The 6652-nt window shown below is 43.7% G+C and carries 6 protein-coding genes; all 6 read left to right on the top strand.

The features are described from left to right. Positions 1-37 precede the first annotated feature (37 nt). The 6 genes from L1077_RS03365 (at position 38) to L1077_RS03340 (ending at position 6439) form a co-directional block, all read left to right on the top strand. Positions 38-1003, top strand: a complete 966-nt coding sequence (locus L1077_RS03365) for a TauD/TfdA family dioxygenase (RefSeq protein WP_237135595.1) — start codon at positions 38-40, stop codon at positions 1001-1003. Positions 1004-1090: 87 nt separating this feature from the next. Continuing rightward, positions 1091-2461 (top strand): serine hydrolase domain-containing protein, encoded by a 1371-nt coding sequence (locus tag L1077_RS03360; RefSeq protein WP_237135594.1) that lies wholly within the window; start codon positions 1091-1093, stop codon positions 2459-2461. Positions 2462-2675: 214 nt separating this feature from the next. Further along, positions 2676-3239, top strand: a complete 564-nt coding sequence (locus L1077_RS03355) for a YcjF family protein (protein ID WP_237135593.1) — start codon at positions 2676-2678, stop codon at positions 3237-3239. Positions 3240-3318: 79 nt separating this feature from the next. Continuing rightward, positions 3319-3495, top strand: coding sequence for a hypothetical protein (locus L1077_RS03350; protein WP_196760557.1), 177 nt, complete (start codon positions 3319-3321; stop codon positions 3493-3495). A 140-nt stretch (positions 3496-3635) separates the two neighbouring features. Continuing rightward, positions 3636-5240 carry a cyclic peptide export ABC transporter gene (locus L1077_RS03345; RefSeq protein ID WP_237135592.1) on the top strand — a complete coding sequence of 535 codons (1605 nt, stop codon included), beginning with the start codon at positions 3636-3638 and terminating at the stop codon, positions 5238-5240. Continuing rightward, a complete protein-coding gene (locus tag L1077_RS03340) occupies positions 5237-6439 on the top strand; it encodes a prohibitin family protein (protein WP_081216409.1) in 1203 nt (400 codons plus the stop codon). Before L1077_RS03345 ends, L1077_RS03340 begins: the two co-directional genes overlap by 4 nt. Positions 6440-6652 lie beyond the last annotated feature (213 nt).

The following is a 6652-nucleotide window of genomic DNA, read 5'->3' as shown; positions in this document are numbered from 1 at the left end:
TGTAATTTTATCTTACCTAGTTAAGGATGGGAATAGAATGGATCAGTTACTAGCGCTCGACAAAGAGGACACGAGGACCGAGCTGAATAGTTTTGTGCATGACCTTTCAGCGCAAAAGCAAAGTGGTTTGGCTTGGGTGAAAAGCCATATTAAAGAGATTAATGAGTGGGTAGATAGAGATGGTGTGGCCTTGCTGCGCGGCTTGAATATTGTGAGCACCAATCAGTTCAGCACGATTTTGGAAGCAATTTTTGGCGAGCAACTCAGCCAGTATATTTATCGCTCCTCACCACGCACTGCACTGAGAAACAACATTTATACGACCACGGAGTATCACGCTGATCAGGTTATTTTGCAGCACAACGAAAATGCCTACTCCAACTGTTGGCCAATGCGCATGGGATTTTTCTGTGTGGTCCCGGCAAAAACAGGTGGTAATACACCGCTCGCTGACAGCCGCTTAGTGTATCAGCAATTACCTGTGGCGCTGCGGGAAAAGTTTGAAAAACTGGGCGTCATGTATGTGCGCAACTATGGCGATATTGATTTGCCATGGCAGGAAGTATTTCAAACTCAAAATAAAGAGGAAGTTGAAGCGTATTGCTGGAAAAACGACATTATTTTTGAGTGGAAGCCTGATAACCACTTGCAGACCAAGCAAATTCGTCCTGCGGTTGCGACCCACCCACAAACAGGTGAAAAGGTGTGGTTTAATCAGGCGCATTTATTTCACTGCTCAAGCATCGACAATCAGTTACCTGAGTCAATGCGAGAGAGTATTGGGCTAGAGAATTTACCGCGCAATGCCTACTACGGAGATGGCAGTGAAATAGCAGCCAGTGATATTGCCATTATTAATGAGGTGTATCGCTCGCTGACATTTGCTTATCAGTGGCAGCGCAATGACATTATGCTGCTCGACAACATGTTATACACCCATGGTCGAGAAGCGTATACGGGCACCAGAAAGGTGCTGGTGGGTATGGCAAAAGCGGCGTACTAATATGGACGCAATTGTCGTGCTAAATATGAGTTTTGTTAGTAGTAAAGAAGTTAGCAAAGTAACTGAGCAACGCTAGGGAAACACACAATGAACGGGCTTTATCAGCAACAACTCAGGGTTTTAAGCCTATGCTGTATGAGTTTACTTCTGACCTCTTGTTTTAAAAATGGAGTGGCAAAAGACCACACCATTACTGCCGAACAGATAGAAATGTTCGAAGTCACTGTCAAAGACTACTGCGATAAGATGGTCTTTTTTGGCAGTATTTACGTCACTTCCGGTGAGGATGTGGTGTACAAGGCCAATTGCGGCCCACAAAATATTCAATATGATGTCGCCAATACATCAGACTCAAAATATCGCATTGGGTCGAATACCAAAGAGTTTGCCGCAGCAATTTTACTACGCATGCTGGCAGACGAGGATTTAAAAACCAAAACGGTGGGCGATTACCTGCCTTGGTATCCGAAAAATCAATGCGCGGATGTCTCATTACATAACCTGTTGAGCATGTCCTCAGGCATAGATAACTACAGTGATAATCCAGACGTATATCTTGATTGGGGCTGGCGACCATATTTATACGATGACACGTTAGATTTAAATGGTCCTGAAGGTTTTGGCAATCGCTTTTGTACCTGTACAGAGCAGGATAACAAACCGAGTTTTGAGCCGGGTTCCAAGTTTACCTACAGCAATTGTAATTACTACCTCATTGGTAACATCATTGAACAGTTAGCCGCAGGTAAGCAAGGTCAAATAGACCCAAGCTTTTATTTCAGAAACATCGTTAAAGAGCAAATATTAGACCCGCTCAATATGCAAGACAGCGGTGCGTTTAACGCCATTGGTATTTATGAAAATATGACCACAGGTTATGTCTTTGACGAAAACCAATATTTGCCACTCACAACGGGTCGCCCACCTGAAACGGGCGGGCCAACGCCTTACGAAAACATCTTTAAAAACCCGTATAGCAACCCGTTAGTGCTGTATTCCGCTGGCGACATGTATTCAACAGTGAAAGACATGCATAAGTGGGATCAAGGTCTATATGGTGACCTAATCTTAAATGCCGAACAAAAAGAAATGGCGTTTGCGCCGTACCAAAACACCCAAAGTGATGATGAATGTGAGTACTTTGGCTACGGCTGGTTTGTGACCTATATCGACCCAAATCAGTATGGCAAAGTCGCCGATTGCCCAGATGATCCTAACAGTACCAATTTGAACAAATACGAGAAGTTTTTACAGTACTCAGGCAGCTACCCGTATTCATGGGTGACCAGCTTTTCAAGGTTGTTAGAGCGTGATCAAACCGTGATGGCGTTTAGTAATTACCACAAAACCGGTTATGAGTCTGATTGTATCGCAGAAGAGTTACGTAACATTATTTTCTATAACGATAGACACCGTACCGAGCAGTGCCAAGGCGTGCTCGATGGCACGGTGAATTAATACCAGTAACAAGATGAGTTAAAGGCTGCCTGCATTAGAGTGTTGGGTGAAGTGTGTCTCTGTACTTTTGTCGGCCTTAATACGGAATTTCTGTAATTTCGCGTGGAATTACAGTGATAAGGGCAAGTAAATGCAAAGTTTAATGATGTTTAAACACTTCGCATGAACTTGGTGGGTTCACAACTGTTTAAATCTACATCATAGAGGATGAATTATGACAGCGACAAAAACAGCAAAGGACGACAAGGCAAATGAAGCGAATGCTTCTGCTACGGAGCCGCAAAGCACTGTAGTTCAGGCAGAAGACCGAGCAGCCGTGGCGCAGATCATTGTCGATAAGTACTCTAAATGGTCGTTTGGTTCTGGGTTAATCCCAATTCCAGCGGTTGATTTAGTGGCTTTGACGGGTATCCAAATGAAGATGATTGGTGAAATTGCCAACGTGTATGGCCAATCATACAGCGACAATAAACTGCGTGGCACGGTCAGTGCTGTGATCGGTGGTTCATTTCCGCAAACGCTTGGGGGAGCTGGTTTAAGTAGCTTCTTAAAAGCAGTGCCGGTAATTGGAACATTGAGTGCAATCGCATTTATGCCTGTAGTGTCTGCCGCATCTACGCATGCAGTAGGCAGCACGTTTATTCGTCATTTTGAAAATGGTGGCACTTTGATTGACCTTAATCTTTCTAGCATTAAGGGCGATATTGCTGATATTGCAGCGAAATATCGTAAAAATAAAGGTAATGCCAGCACACAACCGAGCGATGCCACTGTGTAATCACAGTGGCTGAACCTTGATAAACCAACAGGTTAACTGTTGGTTTATTTCGCAGCATTGGGCTTTTGAGGAGGTCATTATGATAGTGGCATTGTATTTGGTGTTATGTATTTTATCCGGCTATTGGGGACGCAATACGTTTGCAGGGCCGGTGGGCTTTTTTCTGATTTCATTATTTTTGACGCCGATAGTGAGCTTGCTGATGTTGCTGCTCACCCAAGATCGTAACCCACAGCAAGAAAGTGAGGACGACTAGCTTTAATTTATTTTAAGTGCGCTTGGCGATAATTATCGCTGTAAGGCTATTTAGCCGATAACAAAAATGATAAGAAAATCAAAATGGTATTATACGATTTAATCAGTCGGAATATAAAAATAAAGAAAAGGACTTTCGTGATGTTGGGCTGTATCTCTGGCCTTGCTAATGCGTTAGTCCTTGCCTTGATAAATAACGTGTCGGAAAACATTTCAGATATCCACAAAGAGAACCATATTCTCTATTATCTGGTGTTGTTTATTCTGACCATTTCAATTTATGGCCTGACGCAGCAAAGGCTGATGACCAAAGCCGCGAAAATGGTCGAAAAAGCCATTGATAGGCTGCGTGTTGAGTTATTTGAATGTGTGCGTCATACCGAGTTATCCACCCTTGAAACCATAGGCAAAGAGCGCATTTTTAATACGCTCAGTAAAGAGCTGCAAACCATCTCACAGTCGGCACAGCTGTTTGTGATTATTGGTCAGTCGATCAGCCTAGTGTTTTTTACCTCTTTATATATCGCGTGGCACTCGTTTGTGGCGTTTTTGGTTATCTCCATTTTAATTTTAATGGGCGCCAGCATTCACCGGCTACGCGCTAATGAAATCCAACGCAATATGCAGCTGTCATTTGAGAGCGAAAATAAGTTGATCCAACGCTTATCTGACTTGTTGGATGGCTTTAAAGAGGTGAAGCTGAGCGTGCCGCGAGCCGATGACTTAGAACATGAATTTGTTATGGACTCCGCGCGGGCTAAAAAAGCCAAAACCACCACACAAACTTTATTCGCTACTGATTTTGTGCTCTCGCAAATCACCTTTTTTGCCGCCACGGGAGCCATGGTGTTTATTGTGCCGAGCCTGTCTCATGTATACACAGATGTGGTGATCAAAGTCACCACGGCGTCACTGTTTTTAATTGGCCCCATTACCAGTATTGTTGGCGGGATCCCAATTTACACCACCGCAACGGAAGCGGCGCAAAACGTACTGACTTTGGAAGAAGACCTCAAACGTGCCAAAGTGGATAATTCAAACTTAGATACAGAGCACTTTTCCTATGTACATAATTTTGATGAGTTGAAACTGGAAGGGGCTTATTACCAGCATGGCCAAAAAGGTGGTGACAGGCCGTTTTTTGTTGGTCCTGTGGATTTGAGCTTGAAGCGCGGGCAGGTCACCTTTATTACCGGTGGTAATGGTAGCGGTAAAACCACATTTATCCGTATGTTAACTGGGTTGTATGAACTGCAAGGCGGGCAAATATTAGTCGATGGCCAACCTATTACAGATAACCTCAAAGAAGCCTATCGCAGCTTATTTACAGCGGTGTTCGCAGACTTTCATTTATTCAAGCAGCTTTATGGTATTCACAATACCAGCCAAGAAGAAATCGATGATTGGTTGGCGTTTTTAGAGATGAACACCAAGGTCAAAGTAGTGGATGGGGAGTTTAGCAGCATTGACCTATCATCCGGTCAGCGCAAGCGATTGGCTCTTTTGAGCACCATTTTAGAAAACCGACCCATTTATATCTTTGATGAGTGGGCGGCGGATCAGGACCCTATTTTTAGGCGTAAGTTTTATGAGCAGGTGCTGCCAAAACTTAAAGCTCGCGGTAACACCGTCATTGCCATCACCCATGATGATGCGTATTTCCATTTGGCCGATGTGCACTTAAAAATGGTCGAAGGACAGTTAATGGAACACCATGAAGTTGAGGGTAAAGGAGTAACATCATGAACATCATTCTCCCTTCTGATATAACGCTGACGATTATAATTAGCGCCATCTTGGCAATAATAATATCGAATATTTTGATGCGCTTGCTCAAACGTTATCAACCTAAATTGAGACGACGCATTTTATCTTGGCGCTTTCGCGCAGGGTTAACCTTATTGATTGCGATCTTTTTGGTGATAGCGCTTATTCCAGTCATTTTTATCAAGGTTGATTCGGGTGAAGTTGGGGTACTTTGGAAGCGCTTTGGTGGCGGTACTTATTTGGATGCGCCATTACATGAAGGCACAGTATTGGTGTTTCCATGGGATACGCTCACCATTTACTCTAGCCGTTACCAAACTGCACATACCAATGTGTATGCCATCACCAACGAGGGCTTGCGGATCACCCTAGATATCACGGTACGTTATCGCCCTGAAGTAGACTTTATCCCCTATTTGCACAAGTTAGTCGGGCCAGATTATGTCGATGAAATCATTCTCCCAGAGGTGAGCTCTGGAGTGCGCATGATTGTATCGCAATACGATGCAGAGCAGGTGTATGGCAATCAACGCAAAGAAGTACAAGAAGAGTTGCTTGGACAAGTGCTCAATGAGCTGGAACTAAAAGAGAAGTCGATGCTGCGCCAAGAGGCGCAAAAAATGGCGGGTCACCACTTGGTGAACTTAGATGATGTGCTGATCAAGCGCGTTGATTTACCCGATAAAGTACACAGTGCGATCATTTCCAAAGTGAATCAAAACTATATTTTGGAAGAGTATAAAATGCGTGTTGAAGTCGCGAAAAAAGAAGCGCTGCGTAAAGAGGAAGAAGCCAAAGGGATTGCGCTTTTTCAAGAAATGGTCAGTGACGGTATTTCTGAGGCCTATCTTAAATGGCGTGGTATTGAAGCCACCATCGAGTTGGCAAAATCGAATAATGCCAAAGTGGTGGTGATTGGCAGTGGCAAAGATGGCCTACCGTTGATTTTAAATACAGAGAGTAGTCTGACGCCACAAAACAGCAGCTTTAAAGAAACCCACAAGCCGGGTGAGCTAAAAGCAGAGCTGGAAGCCTCAGGAGAAATACGCGATAAAGACGACTATTTAAATAGCGTCGACAAGTATGGCCACAAGTTAAAACCGGATCTTCGCCAACCCGATAAAACCCTAACGGATAGATCGCTGCAAACTGGCGAACCCATGGAATATTTAAAGTAGAGACTAAAGCGCCTCTGGTAAAACAGGGGCGTTTTTTTGATAAACGTGAATTGATCTCTACATGTTATTTTAAGCAACAAATATCACTTTGCTTAGTGCCTATTACTATTTCGTCATATAACGTGTTTTTCACGGGAAGTAGTCCGCACTTTATTCATATTTATGTCATATTGGCGTGAATACTCGTAGGTTCGCTCGTCCATTCATAGCCTT

It is taken from the genome of Pseudoalteromonas luteoviolacea (assembly GCF_021654285.1).
In the GTDB taxonomy this organism is placed as follows: Bacteria; Pseudomonadota; Gammaproteobacteria; order Enterobacterales; family Alteromonadaceae; genus Pseudoalteromonas; species Pseudoalteromonas luteoviolacea_J.
This window is presented reverse-complemented; position numbering and strand designations above follow the sequence as displayed.